Origin of the sequence: Nocardioides panzhihuensis, from assembly GCF_013408335.1 — a bacterium.
Taxonomy (GTDB): domain Bacteria; phylum Actinomycetota; class Actinomycetes; order Propionibacteriales; family Nocardioidaceae; genus Nocardioides; species Nocardioides panzhihuensis.
Genome location: NZ_JACBZR010000001.1, coordinates 1218348 through 1239846, shown reverse-complemented (window position 1 = coordinate 1239846; position 21499 = coordinate 1218348). Strand labels below are relative to the sequence as shown.

Sequence of the window (21499 nt, the reverse complement as noted above, 5' to 3'; positions counted from 1 at the left end):
ACGTACGGACTGGGTCCCCTACAGTGCCATGGCCTGAGCCCGGCGCTTGACCTCCGACCCGCGGTTCTCTCGAAGCGCGTCGATCGGGCGGCCGGGCAGGTTGTCGTCGAGGAAGAGCCAGGCGATGATCTCGCGGTCGTCGTAGCGCCCGTCGTGGAGCACGTGCAACAGCCCACTCAGACCCTTGACCGGCAGACCGTCCTGGATGAACAGGGCCGGGATGTGCTGACCCTTCATCCCTGGAGGAACCGCCGCGGCGAGCTCGTGGTCACGGATCATCGTGCGCACCTTCCCCACGGTCACCCCGAGCAGCGACGCGGCCGTGGCCCAGTCGATCCACTCGTCCACCAGGACACCCAGGTCCTGCTCCGCCAACCGCAACTCGCTCATAACAATCACATTACCGGCCCGGGTGGCCACGGCGGAAAGTCGTGAGTCGGACCCCCTGGTCCGTACCATTGCCCGGTCCGGAATACTTCTCCAACCGGAGACAGGAGGATCGCGTGGCTAGTGAGGCGGACCCCCGTGACAGCGTCGTCGGACGCCACGGCGGCAGCTCGGCTACCGCATCCGACCCCCTTCTGGGCAAGGTCCTGGGGATGCGTTACCGGATCGTCGAGAAGGTCGCCAAGGGCGGGATGGCGACGGTCTACGTCGCCCACGACACCCGGCTGGACCGCATCGTCGCCGTCAAGGTCATGCACCAGGATCTCGACGAGGAGGGCAACTTCGCCGACCGGTTCATCCGCGAGGGCCGCTCTGCCGCGAAGCTGTCGCACCCCAACGTGGTCGCGGTCTACGACCAGGACGACGACGACGGCGTCGCCTTCCTCGCGATGGAGTACATCGAGGGCCACACGCTGCGCGACACGATCGCGTCGCAGGCGCCGCTGGGCGCCGCGAAGGCGCTGGCCTACATCGAGCCGATCCTGAGCGCGATGACCGCGGCGCACGCCGTCGGGATCGTGCACCGCGACATCAAGCCCGAGAACGTCCTCATCACCACCGGCCCCGGCTCGATCTCGCAGCGAGTCAAGGTCGCCGACTTCGGCCTGGCCCGGGTGATGAGCAACAACTCCAACGACGCCACCACCGGCAACCTGGTCGGCACCGTCTCCTATCTGGCCCCCGAGCTGGTCACCGAGTCCAGGTCCGGGCCGCGCAGCGATGTCTACGCCGCCGGCGTCGTGCTCTACGAGCTGCTCACCGGGCGCAAGCCCCACAGCGGCCCTTCCCCGGTCGACATCGCCTACAAGCACGTCCACGAGGACATCCCGCCGCCCTCCAAGGCGGCGCCCGGGATCCCGCGATACGTCGACGCCCTGGTCGCCCGTGCGACCGCCCGCGACCCCGAGCTGCGTCCCGCCGACGCCGGGGTGCTGCTGCGCATGGTCACCCGGGTGATGGCCACCCTGTCCGCCGGCATCTTCGACGACCCCGACCTCACCGCCGATCTGGCGCTCCCCTCCCCCGGCGCCCCCGACACAGCGAACCGGGCAGCTGACTCCCCGACACGCGCCCACGACGAGTCCAGTGCCGAGTCGACGGCGGTGCTGCCCGCGCTTGGTCTGGGACCCTCCGGTCCCCCGCCGGGCCGGCCCCCGGGTCCGCCTGGCCCGCCTCCTGGCGTCGGCCTCCCCGCAGGCGCGCGGCTCTCGCTGAGCGAGCCCGAGGAGAACGTACGCATCGCGCCGACCCCGGTGCAGCCGAAGCAGCGCCGGAGCATGCCGGCGGGCTGGAAGGGCCCGATCGCGATCACCGCCGCCGTGGTGGCCGTCGCGCTGGTGGCGGCCGGGATGTGGTGGTTCATCGACGGCCGCTACGAGCGGGTCCCTTCGGTGGCCGGCCTGAGCAAGGCGGCGGCGACCACACAGCTTCAGGAGTCCGGCTTCGAGGTCTCGGCCAACACCGAGTTCTCCGAGACCGTCGAGAAGGGCCTGGTCATCGACTCCGACCCGGGCCGCGGCCACAAGGCGCTGCCCGGCGCGACCGTGGAGATCAGCGTGAGCAAGGGCGTGGAGGAGTACTCCGTGCCCAAGGTCAAGGGCATGCTCGCCGACGACGCCCAAGACGTGATCCAGGAGCTCGGGCTCAGCGTCGGCGACCCCATCGAGAGGTTCAACGACAACGTCCCCGAGGGCCACGTCATCAACTCCCAGCCCCGCCCCGGCACGCTGGTGCGCCCCGGCAAGGCCGTGGTGCTCGTGATCAGCAAGGGCCCCGCGCCTGTCGACATCGTCGACTGGACCGGCCGCAGCGCCGAGCGCGCCAAGAAGTCGCTGGAGGCCGACGGCCTGAAGGTCGAGATCCAGGAGGAGGAGAACCAGGAGATCCAGCCCGGCACCGTGCTCAGCCAGAGCCCCAGCTCCGGCACCCTCCCCAAGGGCGAGACCGTGACGCTGGTCGTGGCCAAGGGCCCGGCCGCCGTGGCGGTCCCCAACGTGGTCGGCACCGACAAGGGCACCGCCAGGCAGACCCTCGAGGCCGCCGGGTTCAAGGTCAAGGAGGAGCAGGAGGGCGGCATCAACCTCGGCCTCGGCTACGTGACCCGTCAGGAGCCCGCGGGCGGCGAGATGCCGTACGGCTCCGAGATCACGATCTGGTTGAACTGACCTTGCCCCAGCAACTCCTCTCGACGCCGCAGGGCCGCAACCCGATCGGCACCCACGTACAGGTCGGCAAGGGCCTCGTCGCCGGCGCCCTCGCCAACACCGACGCGGTCGGCGGCGAGACCCTGCAGATCTTCGTCGGCAACCCGCGGGGGTGGGCGCTCTCGGCCGGGAAGCCGGCCGAGGACAAAGCCTTCCGGGCCGAGATCGAGCGGCGCGGGATGCGTGCCTTCATCCACGCTCCCTACCTGGTCAACCTCGGCTCACCCACCCCGGCGACGTACGAGAGGTCGGCCGCCCTGATCGCGCACAACCTGCGCCGTGCGGCCGACATCGGTGCCGAGGGCGTCGTCGTCCACACCGGCTCGTTCGTCTCTCCCGAGGGGGATGCGGTCGAGAAGCACGCCGCCGCAATGAGGCAGGTGCGCGAGGCGCTGCTCCCCGTGCTCGACGACATCTCTGCCGAGGACGCCCCCTGGCTGCTCCTGGAGCCGACCGCCGGCCAGGGCCGCTCGCTGTGCGCGGGCGTGGAGGATCTGCCCACCTACCTCGGAGCCATCGACTTCCACCCCAAGGCCGGGATCTGCCTGGACACCTGCCATGTCTTCGCCGCCGGCGCCCCGCTCGACGAGCCGGGTGGGGCCACCGCATGCGTCGACCGGATCGTCGAGATCGGCGGCCCCGAGCGACTCCGGCTGATCCATGCCAACGACTCCAAGGACGTACGCGGCAAGCATCTCGACCGCCACGAGCAGATCGGTCGCGGCCACATCGGCACGCCCGCTTTCGAGGAGCTCTTCGCGCACCCGGCGACCGCCGGGGTGCCCTTCATCCTGGAGACTCCGGGCTCTCGCGACGCGGACAACCCCGATATGGCGCTGCTCCGCGATCTGCGGGCATCGGCGCACCGTCAAGGTACGTCACCTAGGCTGGGGACTGCACGGGAGTGAATCTTCGACGCCATTGGGGGTGGCATGACCAACTGCGCACAGTGTGGACACCGGCTCGCTGACAAGCCGGCATGTCCGATGTGCGGCCTCGAGGTCGCCACGGAGCCCGACCGAGCGGCCGAGGCCGACTCCATCGATGTAGAGGAAAGGACGCCACCCGTGTCCAGTGCTGAAGCGAAGCCCGAAGGCATGCACTCTGCTGCGAACGACGACGTCGCACCCGAACCCGATGAGCTCGATGAGCCCAACGAGTCCACCGTGATCCGGAAGCCGGTCGCATCCGTCGCCCCGGAGGCCGTCGACGACGCGCCCGAGGCCGAGCAGACCTCGCTGAGCCTGCCCAGGATCAGCGCCTACGGCGACGACGACCTGCCGGGTCCGGCCTCGTCGGTCTCGGCCAAGACCCCAGAGGACGAGCCCACCGAGCGCACCTCGAGGCGCACGTCCCCCGACGTCGAGGAGCGGCTCGACACCGACGAGCCGACCGAGGCCACCGCGATCCGTACGGCGTACGCACCACCGACCGCCCCACCGCCTGCGCAGGCGCCTGTCGCGGCGGACGCGGTGATCCCGGCCCCGGAGCCGTCGCCCTTCCCGGAGCCGAAGCCGGTCCCGGAGCCCGAGCCGACGCCCGACCCCGTCCCCGAGCCGGGTCCGCTCCCCGGGCCCGTTCCCGTTCCCGACCCCGAGCCGGGTCCGCTCCCCGGGCCCGAGCCCGTCCCGGACCCCGCGCCCGAGCCGATCTCCGAGGCCACCGCCGAAGCGGCGTACCGGCCCTTCGTCGAGCCCTCAGGGGTCCTTGTTCAGGAGTCGCGGAACGGGAAGGTACGTCACTGGGCCCCGCCGTCGGAGGCGATCCCGTCCGGGCAGGTCCACGACGCCGAGCCCGCCTATGCGACCGGCTACGCCGAGGAGGCCTTCGCCACCGAAGGCTCTGACGACTGGCAGGCCGGCCACGGGTACGCCGCCGAGCCGGAGCCGCTCGAGCAGGACTTCGGTGACTACGGAGCGCAGCAGGAGTACGTCTCCTCGCTGATGGCCGGCGAGGCCGAGGACAACCCCTCGACCTGGATCGTGCTGCTGTGGGTGGGTGCGATCTTCATGATCGTCATGCTCGTGCTCGGCGTCTGGCTGATGACGCTGTAGGTCCTGGCCACCTGTATATGCCGAGAATCATCGTCGCCGAGATCGACAGCGCCGAGCAGCGCGCCGTCGCCGTCGACGTCTGGCGGGCAGCCAACGCCGCTCGCCGTCGCACCGCCACCGAGGCCCGGATCCGCAGGATCCAGGAGAAGCTGGACACCGCCGAGCTCGCGCTGCTCGCCCACTACGGCCCCCGCCCCGCGGGGATGCTGGTGGCCGAGACCTACCACGTCGACGGCGTGCCGCTACCCGGCTACGGCCACCTCTCGATGGTCTTCGTCGACCCCGCCGTCTGGGGCTCCCACGTCGGCACCGAGATGATCCGCGACCTCCAGTCACGCGGCTGGGAGGGCCTCAGCGTGTGGACCCGCACCGACAACCGGCGCGCCCAGCGTCTCTACGAGCGCACCGGCTTCACCGACACCAGCAACCGCAGCACCCTCCGCGACGGCGAGGAGATCATGCAGCTCGCCTGGTCTCTCAGCGAGACCTGAGCATCTCCGCGACCTGGAAGGCCATCTCGAGCGACTGGACGCGGTTGAGGCGCGGGTCGACGACGGACTCGTAGCGGTGCACGAGGCCGGCCTCGTCGAGCTCCTCGCCGCCGCCGATGATCTCGGTGACGTCGTCGCCGGTGTTCTCGACCAGGATGCCGCCGGGGACGGTGCCGAGGGCGTGGTGGACGTCGAAGAAGCCCTGGACCTCGTCGAGGACGTCCTCGAAGCGGCGGGTCTTGTAGCCGTTGGAGGTGGAGAAGGTGTTGCCGTGCATCGGGTCGGAGATCCAGGTGACGTTGACGCCCTCGGCGGTGATCTTCTCAACCAGCCCGGGCAGCCCGTCACGCACCTTCCCCGCACCGAAGCGGGTGATGAAGGTCAGCCGGCCCTCCTCGTTCTTGGGGTTGAGCTTGGCGGCCAGCGCGAGCGCGTCGTCGGGTGTCGCGGTGGGGCCGAGCTTGCAGCCGATCGGGTTGTTGAGGTGGCGGAAGTACTCCACGTGCGCGCCGTCTAGCTGCCGGGTGCGCTCACCGATCCAGACGAAGTGGCCGGAGACGTTGTACGGCGTCTCGGTGCGCGAGTCGATGCGGGTCATGGCGTGCTCGTACTCGAGGAGCAGCGCCTCGTGCGAGGAGTAGAAGTCGACCCGGTGGAACTCCTCCGGGTCGGCGCCGATGGCCTCCATGAACGCGATCGCGCGCTCGATCTCGGAGCCCATCGCCTCGTACTTCGCGCCGACGGGCGAGTTGCGCACGAACTCGGAGTTCCAGGTGTGCACCTGGCGCAGGTCGGCGTAGCCACCGGTGGTGAACGCGCGCACGAGGTTCAGCGTCGAGGAGGACGCGTGGTAGACGTCCAGCAGCCGCTGCGGGTCGGGGATCCGGGACTTCTCGGTGAACTCGAAGCCGTTGACCGCGTCGCCGCGGTAGGCCGGCAGGGTCACGCCGTCGCGGGTCTCGGTGTCGGAGGAGCGCGGCTTGGCGTACTGCCCCGCGAGCCGGCCGATCTTCACGACCGGGACGGAGGCGGCGTACGTCAGGACCACTGCCATCTGGAGCAGCACCCGCAGCTTGTTGCGGGTGTTGTCTGCGGTCGCCTCCGCGAAGACCTCGGCGCAGTCACCGCCCTGCAGGATGAACGCCTCGCCGCGGCCGGCGGCGGCGATCGAGCTCTTGAGCTGGTCACACTCCCCCGCGAAGACGAGCGGCGGCTGGTTCCTCAGCTTCTCGACCGCTGCGGTCAGCGCGACCGGGTCCGAATAGGTCGGCTGCTGAAGGGCTCCGATGGCGTGCAGCTGCTCGAGGGAGGGGAAGGCGTCGTTCACGAGCCTCAGGGTACGCGGCTCATCCGGTTGTCACGAAGTCATCTCAGACACGGCAGGTCCGGCGCACGCTCTCCGAGGGAGAACGTACGCCGGCCCGACCGAGGTCGCCCCCGTTACTTGTCGTCGGTGGGGTCGACGTCCATGTGCTCGATGTCCTGGAAGTGCGGCGGCTCGTCCTCCTTGTTGGCGAACTTGTTGATCAGCCAGGTGATCGCCCACAGGATCACGCCGATGACCATCAGGCCGCCGGCGATCTCGTAGACGATGCCGTCGCGGTCGACCCACGGCCCGGCCAGGTAGACGCACAGCAGGGCAGCGATCGGCGGCAGCCACCTCGGCGCGGTGAAGAACGTCTTCCCGGAGTCGGAGCGGCGGTTGCGGAGCACCGTGCAGGCGATGTTGACGATCGCGAACACGCACAGCAGGAGCAGTGCGGTGGTGGAGCCGAGGTTGGAGACGATGTTGCTGTCGGGGTCGCTGGAGACGTACCAGATCAGCCCCAGCGCCATCACCGTGGTGAAGATGATCGCGATGTACGGCGTGCGGCGGCCGGGCAGGACCGCACCCAGCTGCTTGGGGAGCACCCGCTGCTTGGCCATGCCGTAGACCAGCCGGCTGGCCATCAGCATGTTGATCAGTGCGGTGTTGGCGACCGCGAAGACCGCCAGGAACGGGAACACCTTGTCGATCGGGAAGTCCGGAGCGCCCTTGCCGACCACCTCGAGCAGGGCTCGGCCCTCGGACTCGCGGATCACCTCGAGCTCACCCGGGCTCAGCACGCTGACCACCGAGACGGCGACCAGGATGTAGAGGAGCGCGGCAGCGCCCAAGCCCATGAACATGGTGCGCGGGAAGATCCGCTCCGGCTCCTTGGTCTCCTCGACCATGTTGACCGCGTCCTCGAACCCGACCATCGCGAAGAACGCCACCGAGGTGGCCGCGGTGACCGCGAAGACGACGCCCATGTTGTTGTAGTCGTCGAAGGAGATCAGCTCGGACATGTCGGCCTTGCCCTGGGCGATCACGAAGAAGCCGACGCCGATCACGATGCTCAGCGCGACCATCTCGACGATGGTCAGGATGATGTTGAACTTGACGCTCTCGCCCACGCCACGCAGGTTGATCAGCGCGAGCAGGACCATGAACCCCAACGCCAAGGTCGTGACGGCACCCTCGCTGGGCGCGTCCATCCAGCCGTTGATCTCCAGGCCGCCGAAGAAGTTCTGCGCCAGCGTGTTGGCCGAGGTCGACGCGCTGGTGATGCCCGAGCAGGCGACCGCGAAGGTCACCATGAAGGTGAGGAAGTGGATGCCGAACGCCTTGTGCGTGTAGAGCGCGGCACCGGCGGCGCTGGGATACTTCGTCACCAGCTCGAGGTAGGAGAACGCGGTCATCGTGGCCACCACGAAGGCGAGCAGGAACGGCAACCACAAGATGCCGCCCACGTATCCGGCCATGGTCCCGGTCACGGCGTAGACGCCGGCCCCCAGGATGTCACCGACGATGAAGAGCAGCAGGAGCCAAGGCCCCATCACTCTCTTCAGCTCGGGTGTTTCTTCTTTCGCCAGGGTCGTCATGACGTCCTTCCTGGTCACGATCGAAACTCAGTTCCGAAATTGGGATGAAGGGATCCCTCAATCAAAGCCCAACCTTGCCGTCAGGTGTACGACAATTCGTCAACACGCCGTAACCGGTCGAAATTTCACGGATAGGGTCGCGCCATGACCTTCTCCATCGTCGCCAGAGCAGTCGACCCAGGCACCGGCCAGCCCACCTGGGGTGTGGCTGTCGCTTCGAAGTTCCTGGCCGTCGGATCGGCGGTCCCGGCCGCCGTCGCGGGCGTCGGTGCCATCGCCACCCAGGCGGAGGCAAACGTCGCCTACAAGGGCCTCGCACTCGCCCATCTCGACGAGGGCGCGACCGCTTCGGTCGCCCTCGAGAGGCTCCTGGAGGAGGACGAGCGCCGCGACCACCGCCAGGTCGGCATCGTCGACGTGGACGGCAACGCCGCCTCCCACACCGGGCCGTCCTGCTATGACTGGGCGGGCGGCCGGACCGGCTCCACCGAGGACGGGGCGTACGCGATCCAGGGCAACATCCTCACCGGCCCCGAGGTGGTCGAGGCGATGGAGGCATCCTGGCTCGCCTCCTCGCCCGAGGAGCCTCTGCAGCGCCGGCTCCTGGCGGCCCTGGCCGCAGGCGACGAGGCCGGCGGCGACAGCCGCGGACGGCAGAGCGCGGCCCTCCTGGTCGTGCGCGAGGAGGCCGGCTACGGCGGCAACGACGACATCGCGGCCGACCTGCGAGTCGACGACCACGCCGCCCCGATCACCGAGCTCAAGCGGCTCCTCGACCTCAGCGACCTCTACCTGACCGCCTCGACCGAGGCCGAGAAGGTGCCCGTCACCCCGCAGATCGAGGCCGAGCTGGAGACGTACGCCGCGGCGCAGGGCGCCTCGGGCTTCCTCGCCTGGGTCGCCACCGAGAACTACGAGATGCGGGTGGCCGAGGACCTGTCCTGGATCGACCGGCGCATCCTCGACATCATCAGGACCCCGAAATGAGCGCGATCCTCGCCATCGACGCCGGCACCACCGGTGTCACCGCGCTGATCGTCACCGAGAAGGGCGAGGTGGCGGCCAGGGGCTATGAGGAGTTCGACCAGCACTTTCCCAGCCCGGGCTGGGTCGAGCACGTGCCGGAGGGGGTCTGGCAGGCCACCCTGGAGGCGTGCCGTACGGTGCTGGCCGCCCACGGCAAGGACGACCTCGTCGGCATCGGGATCACCAACCAGCGCGAGACGGTCGTGCTGTGGGACCGGGAGACTCTGGGCTCGCCGCGGCGGGCGATCGTGTGGCAGGACCGTCGCACGACGGCGATGTGCTCCTCGATGGCGGAGCACGACGCCCGCGTCCGCGAGCTGACCGGGCTCCGCCTGGACCCGTACTTCAGCGCGACCAAGCTGGCCTGGATCCGCGAGAACGAGCCGCACACCTGGGCCCATGTGGAGTCGGGGCGCTACGCCATCGGCACCGTCGACTCGTACCTGATCGCCCGGATGACCCGCGGGCTGCACCACGTCTCCGACGTCTCGAACGCCTCGCGGACGCTGCTGTTCGACATCAACACCAACGACTGGTCCGACGAGCTGTGCTCGCTCTTCGGCGTGCCCCGCGACGCGCTGCCGGAGATCGGCCCCAACTGGAGCGAAGGGGTCGCCACCGACCCGCGCTCCTTTCTGGATCTCTCGCTGCCGATCGCCGGTGTGGCAGGCGACCAGCAGGCCGCGCTGTTCGGGCAGGCCGCATTCGAGGTCGGTGACTCCAAGTGCACCTACGGCACCGGATCCTTCGTGCTGACCAACACCGGCACCACACCGCAGCGGTCGGACTCCGGACTGCTCACCTCGCCGGGCTGGATGTCCCCCTCCGGAGAGGTCACCTACGTCCTGGAGGGCTCGATCTTCGTGACCGGCGCCGCGGTGCAGTGGCTGCGTGACGGGCTGCAGATCATCGGCTCGGCCGCGGAGACCGAGGCCCTCGCTCGCACGGTCGCCTCCTCCGAGGGGGTCGTCTTCGTGCCCGCGCTGACCGGTCTCGGTGCGCCCCACTGGGATCCCGATGCCCGCGGCACCATCATCGGCATCACCCGAGGCACGACCCGTGCCCACATCGTCCGGGCGACCCTGGAGGCGATCACCTTCGAGGTGCGCGACGTGATGGCGACCATGCCCACTCCGGTCGCTTCGCTCAACGTCGACGGCGGTGCGGCGGCCAACAACATGCTGTGCCAGCTCCAGGCAGACCAGCTCGGGGTCGACGTCTCCCGCCCCCGCTACGTCGAGACGACGGGTCTGGGTGCGGCGTTCCTGGCCGGGCTCGGGGTCGGCGTGTGGTCCTCGTTCGACGAGATCCGCGAGACCTGGGCGCTGGACCGCACCTTCTCCCCCGACGCGTCGCGTCGCGATGCGGCCGACGAGGCGTACGCCTCCTGGACCAGGGCCGTCGAGCGCTCCCGACAGTGGGCATGAGCGCACCGCGACGGTTGCCCTGGTGGGGCTGGGCGCTCGTCGCGGGTGCCGTGTTCGTGGTCCTCGTGCTGGCCGGTCTCGCCGGGCTGGTCGCCTGGGTGGGCGCTGACCTCGGTGAGTCCGCGGAGCCCGAGCCGATCGACTGCCTCGAGCTCGCCCAGTCGGTCGGCGTGCCGGACCTGCCGGCCGGGACCTCGGCTGCGAGCTGCACCTATGTCGGGTTCCAGGACTGGCAGATCGAGGGCACCCTGACGGTCCCGCGCTCCGATCTCGACAGCTGGCTCTCGCAGCTTCCCGGCTCCCCCGCGCTGGGCGAGGCCGGCTGCACGGACGCGATCGCCTGCGTCCAGGTCGACCTCACCCAGGTCGGGGAGGAGGTCGACGCCCACTACCTCGACGTCGCCGTCCTGAGCGAGAGCGACGGCGTGGCCGAGGTTCGCATGTCAGCCTTCACCACCTGACCCACTTCGACTCGGACAGGAAGCACACGTTGACCAGGATCCTGCATCTCTCCGACACCCATGTGTCCGCGACCGGCGCCGACATGGACGGTGTCGACGCCGTCGCCGCTCTCGAGGGCATCCTGCACGACGCCCGCCACCTGCCCGGCCTGGACGCCGTCGTGGTCAGCGGAGACATCGCCGATGACGGCTCGGCCGCCGGATGCGGCGCGGTCCTGGAGCGGGTGGGCGCGTTCGCCGCCGAACGCGGCATCCCCCACATCTACTCGACCGGCAACCACGACGCCCGTGGCCCGTTCCGCGAGGTGCTCGGCAGCGGGCATCGGGATGCGGACGGCAGCGACCGCGGTCGCCTGCTGGATCCGGAGTCCGACCTGTGCGCGTCGGTCAGCTTCCTGGCCGACCTCCGGATCGTCACCGTTGACAGCCTCGTCCCGGGCGAGACCCACGGCTTCCTGGACGAGCACCAGCTCGCCTGCCTCGGTGCCGAGCTGGCCACCCCGACGCGCGACGGCACCGTCCTCGTCCTCCACCATCCGCCCCTCCATCTCGCCTCTCTCCCCTGGGTCGCCGACGTCGTGCTCCACAACATCTCCGCCCTCGGCCGAGTGGTGCGCGGAAGCGACGTGCGCGCGATCCTCGCCGGACACCTCCACTTCCAGGCCACCGGTTACCTCGCCGGCGTACCCGTCTGGGTGACCCCCGGCGTAGTCACCCGCATCGACACCACCGCACCCCCACACCTCGTACGCGGCGTCCTCGGCGCCGGCGCCTCCGTCGTCGACCTCTCCGACCCGGCCTCCCCCTCCTCCCACGTGATCGCCGCCCGCGACCCCCGTGCGGGCGAACAGGTCTACCTCTACGACGCCGCGTCCGGAGAGGACACCCCCGAGGAGCTCTGAGCGCCGCCACTCAGGCCGCGAGGCGATGATCAAGGAGTACGTCGCGCAGCACGAACTCGGCCCGGGACAGTGGTGGTGGGTCTGGTCGCCAGGTGTCGGGTGGCGGGCTGACGTAGATATGGCCGGTCGGCGTGATGGTGATGATGCTGCCGTCGGGTCCTGGTCTGGCCTGCCAGCCGAGTGCTTCTTTCGCCTGATTGCAGCGCTCGCAGAGGCCTTGGAGATTCTCGGCGCTCGTGGCGCCTCCATCTGCGTGGCGTTCGACGTGGTCAACGTTGCGGATCGGGGCGTCGCAACCGTTGGTGCGACAGACCCCGCCATCACGGGTCGCGATGAACTCCGCCAGGCCGTCGGGTGCTCTACGTGAGTGGGACTCCATCGCGACCAGCTGCCCGGCCGGGTCGGTGAACAGCCTGCGGACGAAGACCTCGGCGTCGTTGAGTGCTTCACGGGCCCAGATGGCGGGGACCGGGCCGTAGCCCTCGATCATCGCGGGCTGGTCGCTGTCGTTGGTGAGAGCGTCGGCGGTCATGACGATCTTGACCTCGATCCGCGGCTTGGTGCTTCCGTCGGCGGTGCGGCCGGTGACGCGGTCGACGAGGGTGTCGGCCATGACCTGGCCACGGGTCCGTTCATCCCCAGCCGCCTGGGCAGCCTTCGCGGCCTGGTCAAGTGCCGCGTAGACCGCGACGCCGTCCTTGACCGGGAGCAGGGCGCCGAGCCAGGTCATGGTGTCCGGTGCCGGCCGGACGCTGACGCGGCGGTCCTTCTCGGCGTTCGCTGCCCGGTTGACGACAGATTCCTGGTCGAGGGTGATGGCGAGCTTCTTGGCCGCGTTCTCGAGCTGCCGTAGTCCCATGGTCGCCGCCCGTGCAGGTTGGCCGTCTGGTTCGGGCGCGCAGAGCTGGTAGTCGATGACTCGGCGGTCCTCTATCGAGAGGCAGGCGGTTTCGCGGGCGAGGATGGTGGCCTGCCACTGCGAGAACAGGCCCGCTTTCATCAACCCGAACGTGTGTGGCATCTCCGCGACAAGGTTCTTCGCCAGCCCGAGCAGTTTGGCGCCCTTGGCCGGTGAGACCCGTCGTGCGAGCGCGATCTGGGAGGCGACGCCTTCGCCGAGTTTGCGGGCAGGGACTCCGGCGTCGGCCTGGCGTGCGCGGGTGGCTTCCTCGAGGCGTACGGCTGCTTCTGCCTGCACGGCCTCTGCGGTGCACTTCACTTCTTCGAGCCGGCTGATCCAGTCGACGAGCTCACCCTCGGACGCACCCAGGGGCGGCCCGGCAAGGAGCTGGTCAACGGCCTCGTTCATACGCCCCATTATATGTGAAGGAGTCGTCTGTGGCTACCTGTTTTGGCTGGTCAAACCCGATTTGCGCAGTCCGTGAACAAGCAACCTGAACCCCGCGCCACACCCTCGCCGCCGCCCCGATAATGGCGAAATCTTTCTCGATCAGGTGCCGAGTCAAGGACCGCGAAGCGGCCGGCGAAGCCGGCGGGCCGAAGGCCCGTCCTTGACGCGGCGCATGATCGAGAAACACTCGAGGAAGGGTCGGCGGCGAACACCAGGAACGAGGAACAGTCGCCAAGCGAGGTTTCCCCGACCAGAACCGTGTTGGTCTCGACACGCCTCCGCCTAGCGGCTCCAGCGGCTCGACCAGCGGGGCGGGAGGAGGAGACATGGCAGGCTCACCCCGTGCCCTTCACCCACCGCATAGCAACCCCCAAGGACATCCCAGCCCTGACAGCGATCATGAACAGCTCGATCGCAGAGCTCCAGAAAGGGTTCCTGACAAAAGACCAGATCACCTCGAGCAAGACAGTGATGGGCATCGACACCCAGCTGATCGAAGATGGCACCTACTTCGTAGTAGAAGAGGACCACGAGATCGCCGGCTGCGGCGGCTGGAGCAGAAGAGCAACGCTCTACGGCGGCGACCACACCCCCGGCCGCGAGCCGACCCTCCTGGACCCAGCTCGCGATCCGGCCAGAGTACGAGCGATGTACACCAACCCTGCCTTCACCCGGCGCGGCGTAGGCAGGCTGATCCTGGACCTCTGCGAGCAAGCAGCCGCAGCGGAGGGTTTCACCACCCTCGAGCTGATGGGCACCCTGTCCGGCGAGCCGCTCTACTCCGCGTACGGCTTCGAGCCGGTCGAGAGGATCACCGACGACCGCGGCGGCGCACCGGTCCCCCTGGTCCGGATGCGGAAGAGCATCTGAGCCGGCGGCTGCGCCTACCCATCGAGCCGCTCGACCTCAGCAGCGGCAGCGTCACGGGCAGCGGCAGCCTCCGACACGGCCGCCTCGGCGGAGTCGCGCGTCTCCTCCGCCTCGGTGAGCTCGTCCTCGACCTCGAGCGCGGCGTCCTCCAGGTCGGCCAGGCGGCGGCGTAGGTCCTCGATCTCCGACTTCACCTGGAGCGAGCGGGCCTCGACGTCCTTGAAGGCCGACGCAGCCTTGTCACGCTTCTCCTCCGCACCGGACAGCGCGGACTCCGCCTCCTCGAGCGCCTCACGGGCCTCGTCGAGCGCGGCCGTGTCCGGCAGGTCCGGGACCGCCCGCAACGGCTCACGGGGCGGCGGGACGACCTCGGGGACCTCGAAGCCGAGTGCGTCCGGGAGCGCGACGGCGGCCGCGGCGTCGACGGCGTCGATCCCGGTGGCGGACAACGGAGCGACGAGCAGGCCGCTGCGTACGGCCTGGGCGGCGGAGGCGTCGATCATCGCGGCGGTGAGCGTGGCCTCGACCTGAGTGGCCACCGCCTCGGTGACCCGCAGGCCGTGCTCGCGCGCAAGACCGCGCGCACGGGTCGTCACGGCCGCGGTCAGCTGTCGCCGCTGCTTGGTGAGCTCTCGCAGCTGGGCGGCATCCATCCCCGTCTGCGCCTCCCGCAGCAGGGCTCCGACGGAGATCACCTGCTCGACCTGCTCGGTCTCGTAGCGGACCAGCAGGTTCACCACCCAAGCGGCGGTCGAGGGCTTCTTCAGCGCCTTGACGGAACCGGCGAGAGGCGTCCCCTTCAGGCTCTTGGCCCGCGCGTCACGCTCGGGGGTGAACTCGGCCAGCGGCAGCCCGTAGAGCTCGGCCGCGACATCGAGCAGCTCGGGGGCAGGTTCGTCGTCGCTCATGTCCGCCATCTCAGCACGTCGCCGACTACCGCGTCAGCAGCCACTCGTCATACTCGGCAGCCTGTCGCTTGTGGAGCTCGCGCAACGCGTCCTCCTCGATCCCCCGGAAAGACAGTCCGATGTGGCCGAGCGCGTCGCGCCACTCCTCGAATTCGCGCAGCTCACGCGTCGATCGCCCGGATCCGGTCCGGATGTGCCGGATCGATCGAACGGTGTCGGCGCCTGTCGCGGCGCGTCGCTGAACGACGAGCTTGCGGGTGAAGTCGCCCTCCGGCGGAGTGGAGAGCCGCAGGTGGGAGGCCTCGATGTCTTCCGAGGTCACGCTCCCACGCGCGAACGATCCGTTGAACGACCCGTGCGGGTCGTGGTGGAACGTCCACCCCGACTCCCCCACCCGCGCCAGCCGATAGACGAAGCCGGACTGCCTGAAGTGCCCTTCGACCAGCGGCAACGGGTCACGGAAGCCGTCTCCGTAACCGACGTCGGCCACCCATCGGCCACCCGGGTTGGCCGTGGTCGGCAGACCCCGGACCTCCAGCGCCAGATGGTCCAGGGTGCCCGACGGACCGGTCGCCTCCAGCATCTGCCCGGAGCGGCGTACGACTTCGAAGCCCAGCTCCTCCAGCACCAGCGAGAAGACCCCGTTGTTGTGGAAGCAGTAGCCGGCGTTGCCGCCGGTCGCGATCCGCTCGAGCGTCTCCACCGGATCCACAGGATCCGGCGAACCCACCGCACCGATCGCCGCGAGCATGATCGAAAGATTCTCGTAGGGGAGCGTGTCGAGATGACGATGGTGAAGATCGACGAGCGTCTCGTACGTCGCCTCCGGCCGTCCCTCGACGCCGAGCCGTCGCAGATAGCCATCGATCATCGTTCGTACCTCCCGTGCCGGTGGACCAGCGGGTCGGTGTCGTCACCGACCTCGAGCGACACGATCTCGCACGTCGCCAGGGCCGACCAGCCGATTTCGGTCAGCGACGTCAGCCGAACACCTGCCCAGGTCGGGGCGTCGGCGAGACGCCGACCGAACTCGGTCTCGATCCAGCTCCCCGACCGGAACGCACCGCCGGGAGCGGGAGCGGTGCCCCCAAACGCCTCGGCGAGGTCCCGATGGCGCCAGTGGAGTAGCGACACCACTGCGACGCCGGTCTCCTCGAGCTCGTCGCGCAGGTCCGAGTCCGGGTCGAGCAGCCCGAGCACCGCCCCCGGTGACCCGTTGGCGACCATCAGCGACGAGACCGTGAGCCCTGCCGAGGAACCGGCAGAGCCGGACGTCCACAGCGACACCCGGCCGCCCAGACGACCTCGCCACCGGCGCACGGGATCCTCCGGCGTCGGGAACGGGTGGGACGAGTGGATCGTCAGGCTACGTCCTTGGTAGGTCCGGCCTTGCTCGATCCGGAGGACTTCTTCGAGCGCTTCTCACCGTCGGCGAGCTTCTTCGCCTCGGTCGCGTACATGTCGACGTACTCCTGGCCGGAGAGCTTCAGGATCTCGTAGACGATCTCGTCGGTGATCGCGCGCAGGATGTAGCGGTCGTTGGCCATGCCCTCGTAGCGCGAGAAGTCCAGCGGCTCACCGAAGACGACCCGCGGGTGCACGAGCTTGCCGAACTTCTTGCCCGGAGGCGCGATCACATCGGTGCCGATGACGGCGACCGGGATCACCGGCGCACCGGTGTCCAGGGTCAGTCTGGCGATGCCAGTACGTCCCCGGTAGAGCTTGCCGTCGTGGGAGCGGGTGCCCTCGGGGTAGATCCCGAACAGCTCACCCTCCGCCAGGACCCGCTTGGCGGCGATCAGGGCGCCCTCGGCGGCGGTGGCGCCACCGCGGTCGATCGGCACATTGCCGGTGCCCGAGAAGAACGCCTTCTGCAGGAAACCCTTGGCGCCCGTGCCGGTGAAGTACTCCGCCTTCGCCACGAACCGCACCATCCGCTTCATCCCGAGCGGCATGAAGAGCCAGTCGGCGTAGGAGAGGTGGTTGCTGGCGATGATCGCCGCGCCCTTTCGCGGAATGTTGTCCGTGCCCTCATAGGTCGGGCGGAACACCGCTCGCAGGATCGGCCCGAGCGCGACCCACTTCAAGAACGAGTAGAAGAGCTTCGTCGTCACCCCATCGCCTTCCCATATTGCCTTCGACCGGTCAGCCTATAACGAGATAGGTACTTCTACTCGCGCGCCCTGTCATGAGGTCGGGCTAGGCTTGGAACGTGAGCGACGGAGACGACCGGCCCGAGGACGCGACCGGGGCCCCAGATGACGCCTCCGTGCCTTCCGACGGCCAGCCGTCGGAGGACGAGGCCTGGCGCCAGATCGTCGAGAACTACGGCGACCGCCCGGCTATCGAGGAGCCCGTCCCGAGCGGCCTCTTCGAGAAGAAGATCGACATCGTCGAGCAGGTCGACGAACCAGATTCCCACGACGACATGTGGCGCGACGACGACGAGGGGTACGTCCCGCCGCCCCCGCCACCGCTGCCGAAGCCGACCCCGGCACGCCTGCTCGCCTGGATCGGCGTGCTCGGCGCGCCGGTCGCCGTACTGGTCCTGATCGTGGTCATCCAGATCACCGACCGACACTTCAGCAGCTGGGTCATCGGCGGCCTGGTCGCCGCCTTCCTGGCCGGGTTCGTCTACCTGCTGGCGACGATGCCGTCCGAACCCCGCGATCCCTGGGACGACGGCGCCCGCGTCTAGGTCTGATCCCGGCCCGGGCTCGAGGTGAGCCGGCGAGCCAGGATGCTCGCGCCCACGACCCCCGCCTCCGCACCGAAGGCAGTCGTCACGATCCGCGGCACGTCGCGATGGTGGCGCCCGACGAGCGAGGCCTCCAGCGCCGTCCGGGCAGGTCCCAGCAGCAGGTCGCCGGCAGTCGAGACTCCGCCGCCGACGACCAACAGCTCCGGGTCGAAGGCAGCGACGAGGCCGGCCATCCCGACCCCCAGCCACGACCCCACCGATTCGTACGCCGCCAGCGCGAGCGCATCGCCGCGGGCCGCGGCGGCGGTGACCGCCGGGCCGGTGATCTTGAGCGGGTCTCCGGCGGCCAGCTCGTCGAGCGCGCAACCGGCGTACTCCTCGGTCTCGACGCGGGCGCGCACGAAGGCGACCAGCGCGTTGCCGGAGGAGTACTGCTCCCAGCAGCCGGTGAGACCGCACTCGCACGGCAGCCCGCCGGGCACGACCTGCATGTGGCCGAACTCGCCGGCCATGCCGTTGCGACCCCGGACGACCCGGCCGTCGAGGACGACGGCGCCGCCGATCCCGGTGCCGAGGGTGATGAGCAGGGCCGAGTCGACCCCGCGGGCAGCACCGAGCTCCAGCTCGGCCAGGGCCGCGCAGTTGGCGTCGTTGTCGAGCGCCACCCGAGTGCCCCAGCGCTCGGAGAGCCGAGACAGGGTCGGCTCGCCCCGCCAAGGCAGGTGGGGCGCGAACATGACCCGTTCACCGGCGGCGTCGACGAACCCCGCCGCCGCCAGCCCGACTCCGGCGACGGGCCGGCCCGCGGCCACCTCGGTGACCGCCTCGGTCAGCGCGTCCTCCACGAGCTCGAGCTCGACCCGGCGGCCCGGCGTGCTGCGGTGAGCGGTGCGGAGCACCTCACCGGCCGGCGAGACCTCCGCTGCGAGCACCTTCGTGCCGCCGATGTCGACACCGACGTGGACGGACCCGCTCTCGCTCACGCGGCCACCTCCGTAGCGCAAGCGCAATCATACGGACGTCGCCGCGTGAACCTCACCGTCGCTCGCTGGCGCTCGCTCACTTGCGAGCCAGGTCCGCGGCACCGATCAGCCCGGCGTCGTTGCCCAGCGTCGCCTTGCGGATATCGAGCATCGGCCGGTGTCCGCGGCCGGTCAGCTGCGCCTCGAAGGCGCGCCGGGCCGGTCCGAGCAGCAGGTCGTCGGCGTCAGCCACTCCCCCGCCGATGGCCACCACGGCCGGGTCCAGCACCGCGGCGATCGAGGCGATCCCCTCGCCGAGCCAGATGCCGAGGTCGGTCAGCGCCTCGATCGCGAAGGCGTCCCCGTCGCGGGCGGCCTCGGTGACCAGCGGACCCTTGATCTTGTCGAGGTCGCCCTCGGCGCGGTCCAGGACGTCGCGAGCCAGCAGCGAGCCGGCTCGCGCCGCGGAACGTACGTTGCGCACCAGCGCCGACCCGGAGGCGTACTGCTCCCAGCAGCCGCGGTTGCCGCAGCCGCACAGGTGGCCGTTGGGCACGACCCGCATGTGGCCGATCTCGGCACCGACGCCGAAGGCGCCGCGGTAGAGCTCGCCCTCGAGGACCAGGCCGCCGCCGACGCCGGTGCCGACGGTCACCAGCATCATGTTGTCGACCTCGGCGCCCGCGCCGTACTCGAACTCGCCCCACGCAGCCGCGTTGGCGTCGTTCTCGATGACGACCGGAAGCTCGAGGACCTTCTCCAGCCGCTCCTTGAGCGGCACGTCGCGCCAGGCGATGTTGGGGGCGAACATGACCGTCGAACGGTCCTTGTCGATGTAACCGGCCGCACCGATGCCGACGCACTCGATCGGGTGGCGGGACTTGAGCTCCTGGACCACCTCGATGATCGCGGCCTCGACGGCCTCCGGGCTCTTGGCCGGCGACTCGACGCGGTGGTCCTCGATGATGTTGCCGTGGTGGTCGACGACACCGCCGAGGATCTTGGTGCCCCCGACGTCGACGCCGCAGGCGAGCTTCTTCACCGTCATGACTCAGCTCCAGCCGTCGAGATCGATCCGGTCGACCCTCGTAGAGCGCTGCGCCCGTTCCCGGGTCGCACCTTCCTCAGCCCGCACGCCATCACCGTGAGCATCCTCGTCTTCACTAGGGCCAGCACCCGGACTCGCGGCCGCCGCGTTGAGCACCGTGGCCGCAGCCTGCATCAGCGATGCGGCAGCGCTGGCCAGGTGCACCTTGACCTCCGGGCTCGACTCCCGGAGGACATGAACGGTACGGCACAGCGGGCAGTAGGCGCACTCCGGCGTTCCCGTATCGAGATGCTCCCCGAACGACTCGGCGAGATGGGCGAACCGGGAGTCCTTGGCCCACTCCCCGATCGCCTCCATCAGCCGGCCGAGCTCCTCGGCGGTCGACCCCAACGGCTCGTCGGCCCACTCGTGGCGCTGTTCCTCGCTCACGCGACCACGTCCGTAGCGCAAGCGCCAGAATACGGACGCGGTCCCGTGTTGACCTGATGGCTCGCTCGCTGACGCTCGCTCACGACTACTCGCTCTCGGTCTTCGTCGGCTGGCGTGAGAACGCTACCCGCAGCTCCCCACCTTCGACCCGCGCCCCGCTGACACTCATCCGGGCAAGTGCGGCAGGCAGGGTCAGCAGTCGCCGGTACGCACCCACGGTGATCGCCAGCTCGTCGCCGTTGCGGCCCAGCTGGACCTGGTCGCGCCCGACCCACTGGGCCAGGCCGGGCAGCGCCAGATGGACGATCGTGGTGTCCTCGGTGGTCTCGGTGCGGAACGGAGCCGCGGTCTCGGGGACGGCGAGCGGGTCGATACGACCGGACCAGGCGTACGCCGCCTCGGCGACCTCCCGCAGATCGTCGACCCCGACCGGCTCGGTGGGCCGGTAGAACGAGCGCCAGACCGGCAGCCCCTCGAAGGAGGCCTCGACATCGCTGAGCACGTCGTCCTGGGCCTTGACCCAGCCGGCGCGCCAGTCATCGGAGCCACCGGCCGGGAAGATCCGGTTGGCGACGACACCGTCCACGCGGTAGCCGTAGAGAGAGAGCGTCGTCCAGGACCGGCGTGCCTCGGCGAGCACGACCCGCTCCGGGGTCAGCACGATGCGTACGGACGCCTCAGGTCCCGACAGCAGGGCACGGACCTCCGCGAGCTCGCCGTGGAGCCGGACCAGGGCGTCGAAGACGGAGTCGCCGGGCATCGGCACCCCCGCGGCCTTGGTGAGCACGGGCTTGAGCGCCTTCACCATCTTGCGCTGCACCGGGAGGATCCGCTCGAGATACCAGCCCAGGGCCTCCGGGAGGGCGAGCAGCCGCAGCGTCTCGGCGGTCGGGGCGCAGTCGACCACGATCGTGTCCCACTCCCCCGAGACCGCCATCCGGCGCAGCTCCAGGAGCGCGAAGACCTCTTCGGCACCGGGGATGACGGTCAGCTCCTCGGCCGCGATCCGGTCGACCCCGATGGTGTCCAGGACGCTCAGCAGATAGCCCTGCACCTCCGCCCAGGACTGCTCGAAGCGGCGCTGGGCGTCGACATGCTGGACGTAGAGGTGCTCGGTGACCTGGACGGGCTCCGAGCCCAGCGCACCATCGCGGTGCCCGTCCGAGAGGCCGAAGGCGTCAGCCAGGGAGTGGGCGGCGTCGGTCGAGAGGACCAGGGTGCGCAGGCCGCGGGCCGCGGACATCGCCGCGGTGCCGGCCGAGACGGTCGACTTGCCGACGCCGCCCTTGCCGGTGAAGAGGAGGATCCTCAAGG

At 69.8% G+C, this 21499-nt stretch carries 22 protein-coding genes; 10 read left to right on the top strand and 12 right to left on the bottom strand.

Features of this window, described 5'->3' with window-relative positions:
* Positions 1-18: 18 nt before the first annotated feature.
* Positions 19-390: an Rv2175c family DNA-binding protein gene (locus BJ988_RS05770; RefSeq protein WP_179657139.1), complete on the bottom strand. Its 372-nt coding sequence runs from the start codon at positions 388-390 to the stop codon at positions 19-21.
* A gap of 113 nt (positions 391-503) precedes the next feature.
* Here BJ988_RS05770 and pknB point away from each other — a divergent pair, with 113 nt between their 5' ends.
* The 4 genes from pknB to BJ988_RS05750 all read left to right on the top strand — a co-directional run bounded on the left by pknB (position 504) and on the right by BJ988_RS05750 (position 5196).
* Positions 504-2612 carry a Stk1 family PASTA domain-containing Ser/Thr kinase gene (gene pknB, locus BJ988_RS05765; RefSeq protein WP_343051489.1) on the top strand — a complete coding sequence of 703 codons (2109 nt, stop codon included), beginning with the start codon at positions 504-506 and terminating at the stop codon, positions 2610-2612.
* A gap of 2 nt (positions 2613-2614) precedes the next feature.
* The gene (locus tag BJ988_RS05760) at positions 2615-3559 is read left to right on the top strand and encodes a deoxyribonuclease IV (RefSeq protein ID WP_179657138.1); all 945 of its coding nucleotides are present in this window, start codon (positions 2615-2617) and stop codon (positions 3557-3559) included.
* A gap of 159 nt (positions 3560-3718) precedes the next feature.
* Entirely contained in the window at positions 3719-4705 is a 987-nt protein-coding gene (locus BJ988_RS05755) for a hypothetical protein (RefSeq protein ID WP_179657137.1), read from the top strand.
* A gap of 17 nt (positions 4706-4722) precedes the next feature.
* Positions 4723-5196, top strand: coding sequence for a GNAT family N-acetyltransferase (locus BJ988_RS05750; protein WP_179657136.1), 474 nt, complete (start codon positions 4723-4725; stop codon positions 5194-5196).
* On the opposite strand, the gene BJ988_RS05745 is transcribed toward BJ988_RS05750, so the two are convergent.
* A complete protein-coding gene (locus BJ988_RS05745; protein ID WP_141803899.1) occupies positions 5183-6523 on the bottom strand; it encodes a class II 3-deoxy-7-phosphoheptulonate synthase in 1341 nt (446 codons plus the stop codon). The two genes, BJ988_RS05750 and BJ988_RS05745, sit on opposite strands and share 14 nt — an antisense overlap.
* A gap of 113 nt (positions 6524-6636) precedes the next feature.
* Entirely contained in the window at positions 6637-8100 is a 1464-nt protein-coding gene (locus BJ988_RS05740; protein WP_179657135.1) for an APC family permease, read from the bottom strand.
* 144 nt (positions 8101-8244) lie between these two features.
* On the opposite strand from BJ988_RS05740, the gene BJ988_RS05735 reads away from it, so the two are divergent.
* From BJ988_RS05735 to BJ988_RS05720, 4 genes are read left to right on the top strand one after another with little or no spacing between them, the layout of a single operon-like run.
* Positions 8245-9087, top strand: a complete 843-nt coding sequence (locus BJ988_RS05735) for a DUF1028 domain-containing protein (RefSeq protein ID WP_179657134.1) — start codon at positions 8245-8247, stop codon at positions 9085-9087.
* On the top strand, positions 9084-10553 hold the full coding sequence (locus tag BJ988_RS05730; RefSeq protein ID WP_179657133.1) for an FGGY family carbohydrate kinase: 1470 nt from the start codon (positions 9084-9086) through the stop codon (positions 10551-10553). Before BJ988_RS05735 ends, BJ988_RS05730 begins: the two co-directional genes overlap by 4 nt.
* Positions 10550-11014 (top strand): hypothetical protein, encoded by a 465-nt coding sequence (locus BJ988_RS05725; RefSeq protein WP_179657132.1) that lies wholly within the window; start codon positions 10550-10552, stop codon positions 11012-11014. Before BJ988_RS05730 ends, BJ988_RS05725 begins: the two co-directional genes overlap by 4 nt.
* A gap of 29 nt (positions 11015-11043) precedes the next feature.
* A complete protein-coding gene (locus BJ988_RS05720; protein ID WP_179657131.1) occupies positions 11044-11916 on the top strand; it encodes a metallophosphoesterase in 873 nt (290 codons plus the stop codon).
* 10 nt (positions 11917-11926) lie between these two features.
* Here the strand turns inward: BJ988_RS05720 and BJ988_RS05715 are convergent, their stop codons facing one another.
* Positions 11927-13225 carry an HNH endonuclease gene (locus BJ988_RS05715; protein ID WP_179657130.1) on the bottom strand — a complete coding sequence of 433 codons (1299 nt, stop codon included), beginning with the start codon at positions 13223-13225 and terminating at the stop codon, positions 11927-11929.
* A gap of 384 nt (positions 13226-13609) precedes the next feature.
* Between BJ988_RS05715 and BJ988_RS05710 the strand changes: the two genes are divergently transcribed.
* Positions 13610-14137 (top strand): GNAT family N-acetyltransferase, encoded by a 528-nt coding sequence (locus BJ988_RS05710; RefSeq protein WP_343051486.1) that lies wholly within the window; start codon positions 13610-13612, stop codon positions 14135-14137.
* Positions 14138-14151: 14 nt separating this feature from the next.
* Here the strand turns inward: BJ988_RS05710 and BJ988_RS05705 are convergent, their stop codons facing one another.
* The 4 genes from BJ988_RS05705 to BJ988_RS05690 are packed head-to-tail and all read right to left on the bottom strand — an operon-like array spanning position 14152 to position 17159.
* Positions 14152-15045, bottom strand: a complete 894-nt coding sequence (locus BJ988_RS05705) for a hypothetical protein (RefSeq protein WP_246321410.1) — start codon at positions 15043-15045, stop codon at positions 14152-14154.
* A 25-nt stretch (positions 15046-15070) separates the two neighbouring features.
* Positions 15071-15916, bottom strand: coding sequence for an arylamine N-acetyltransferase family protein (locus tag BJ988_RS05700; protein ID WP_179657128.1), 846 nt, complete (start codon positions 15914-15916; stop codon positions 15071-15073).
* Positions 15913-16365: a flavin reductase family protein gene (locus BJ988_RS05695; RefSeq protein ID WP_343051485.1), complete on the bottom strand. Its 453-nt coding sequence runs from the start codon at positions 16363-16365 to the stop codon at positions 15913-15915. The genes BJ988_RS05700 and BJ988_RS05695 overlap by 4 nt, the downstream gene beginning before the upstream one ends.
* Before the next feature lie 41 nt (positions 16366-16406).
* Positions 16407-17159, bottom strand: a complete 753-nt coding sequence (locus BJ988_RS05690; RefSeq protein WP_179657127.1) for a 1-acyl-sn-glycerol-3-phosphate acyltransferase — start codon at positions 17157-17159, stop codon at positions 16407-16409.
* 98 nt (positions 17160-17257) lie between these two features.
* Between BJ988_RS05690 and BJ988_RS05685 the strand changes: the two genes are divergently transcribed.
* Positions 17258-17743 (top strand): hypothetical protein, encoded by a 486-nt coding sequence (locus BJ988_RS05685; RefSeq protein ID WP_179657126.1) that lies wholly within the window; start codon positions 17258-17260, stop codon positions 17741-17743.
* Here the strand turns inward: BJ988_RS05685 and BJ988_RS05680 are convergent.
* From BJ988_RS05680 to BJ988_RS05665, 4 genes are all read right to left on the bottom strand, one after another.
* Positions 17740-18729: an ROK family protein gene (locus tag BJ988_RS05680; RefSeq protein WP_179657125.1), complete on the bottom strand. Its 990-nt coding sequence runs from the start codon at positions 18727-18729 to the stop codon at positions 17740-17742. The two genes, BJ988_RS05685 and BJ988_RS05680, sit on opposite strands and share 4 nt — an antisense overlap.
* Before the next feature lie 76 nt (positions 18730-18805).
* On the bottom strand, positions 18806-19756 hold the full coding sequence (locus BJ988_RS05675) for an ROK family glucokinase (RefSeq protein ID WP_179657124.1): 951 nt from the start codon (positions 19754-19756) through the stop codon (positions 18806-18808).
* A gap of 3 nt (positions 19757-19759) precedes the next feature.
* Positions 19760-20185 carry a hypothetical protein gene (locus tag BJ988_RS05670; protein ID WP_179657123.1) on the bottom strand — a complete coding sequence of 142 codons (426 nt, stop codon included), beginning with the start codon at positions 20183-20185 and terminating at the stop codon, positions 19760-19762.
* Positions 20186-20270: 85 nt separating this feature from the next.
* Positions 20271-21497, bottom strand: a complete 1227-nt coding sequence (locus BJ988_RS05665; RefSeq protein ID WP_179657122.1) for an ArsA family ATPase — start codon at positions 21495-21497, stop codon at positions 20271-20273.
* Positions 21498-21499 lie beyond the last annotated feature (2 nt).